2 pseudogenes are annotated in these 1,875 nt (G+C 44.1%); one reads left to right on the forward strand and one right to left on the reverse strand.

The features are described from left to right. A pseudogene (locus tag F6K49_RS44955) lies at nucleotides 1–647 on the forward strand (hypothetical protein); the annotation flags it as partial. On the opposite strand, the pseudogene F6K49_RS44960 reads toward F6K49_RS44955, so the two are convergent. Continuing rightward, nucleotides 547–1,322: pseudogene (locus F6K49_RS44960) on the reverse strand (IS5 family transposase). The pseudogenes F6K49_RS44955 and F6K49_RS44960 sit on opposite strands and share 101 nt — an antisense overlap. Between the last annotated feature and the right edge of the window lie 553 nt (nucleotides 1,323–1,875).

The raw sequence follows: 1,875 nt of genomic DNA on the forward strand, positions 1-1,875 counted from the left end.
GTTCAACCGTAGTTCACTCCGTAGGCGGTTGGTCTGCCTTAGTGGGTGTTTACCTTCTCGGACCACGGAAGGGTAAATATATAGATGGCGTGTCCTATGGGCTGCCCGGACACAATCTCAGCCTGGCGATTCTAGGTTGCTTGATTTTATGGCTAGGCTGGTTTGGTTTTAACCCGGGCTCAACGATGAATTTAGATCCCAAGGCAATTAGTCATATTGTCCTAACAACGAATACAGCAGCTTGTGCAGGGGGTATTGCCGCAGCTCTAACTACCTGGTTTGACCCAAGGGATCCTCACAGTAAGCCTGACCCCACTATGATTATTAACGGAGTACTGTCGGGTTTGGTAGCCATTACCGCATCCTGTCGATTTGTGAGCATTGGTAGCGCTATTGCTATAGGTTTTCTTGCAGGAATAATTGTGGTCTTTTCAGTGGACTTCTGGGACAGGAGGAAAATTGATGATCCAGTAGGTGCTATTTCTGTCCATCTTGTCGGTGGAGTCTGGGGAACCCTGGCTTTAGAGCTGATTTGTAAACAAAAAATTAAGAAGCTAATCTTCTTGTCATCAAACGAATTAATGAACCATATATCATTCCTGTACTCATCTGTGTATATAGTTCATAGTCTTTACTCAAGCGTCTAAATCGATTTAACCAACCAAATGTTCTTTCTACAATCCATCGCTTTGGAAGAATTTCAAACTCTTTTGATTTCCTTTCTATCACTTCGACTCGAACAGAATCACCACATACCTGTTTGACGGCTTGAGCAAAATTCTTTCCTGAATAACCGCATAGCCACCCAGACCACTTCTAATAACTTCAGTTTCTCAAGTGCTTCAGACAAAATGACTACTGCTCCGAGCCTTTCAGAACCATTAGCTTCCGTTACTAATACCCCAATGAGTAATCGAAGAGAATCAACTACTATGTGACGTTTACGCCCTTTAACTTTTTTCCCACCATCATGCGCCGCAGACTGCCCCCTTTTTTCCGTCGTCTTGACTGATTGAGAGTCCGCTATCCCAACGGTTGATTGTAATTCTCTACCTTGACCAAATCTGATTTGTGATCGTAACTGATCATGAATTTTCTGCCATATTCGGAGTCGCTGCCACTTCTGGAAATAACCATATACAGAGGCAAACGGGAGGCAAGTCATGGGGTAACATTTCCCACTGACAACCTGTCCTTTGAACATAAAAAACACCATTAAGTATCTCTCTTAAATCAACTGTTCTCGGATGTCCAAAGCCAATAGGTTCAGGTAGTAATGGTTTCAAAACCTCCCATTCTGTATCACTTAAATCACGTAGGATTTGGCTTTCTCGTCGGTGCGGCAATTTGAGGCAGACGTGTCATTGACCGAAATTCATTCAACCTCTGGTAGGTTATCATCTACTTATCTTAACTTTTTTATTTCTTTAGATTTTCTTTACGAATCAGCTCTGAAGACAGCAGTCTTTATAGCCCCCCAACCCCCAATTCTGGGGGAGCATGAACTTAAAGTTACCCATCTGCTACTCTTGTGTAAAGAAATATTAATTTCGCCAACGGTATCAATTCTGGGGGACTTGTCTTGATGCAGTCGCTCATGGGGTAAACCACGGCAGTCGCTCATGGGGGAGACCCCCAAGACCGCGCTGCATCGCTTGAGAGTTTTGTTCCCCCCAAAATTGGGGGGCTAGGGCGTGTTTTCAAAGTTTTCCGCAAGATTATGATCCCCCCCAGCCCCCCTTAAAAAACTATCCATTAGGCAAAAGTAGTCGAAACAGTGATAGAGACTAGGACGTAGAAGCAAGTTGTGAACCTTCAAACAAATGGTAAAAGGTAGAAAGCCCTCGCCAGAGAGTTTTCAAGCCAGGTTCGCCA

Source organism: Moorena sp. SIO3I6, assembly GCF_010672095.1.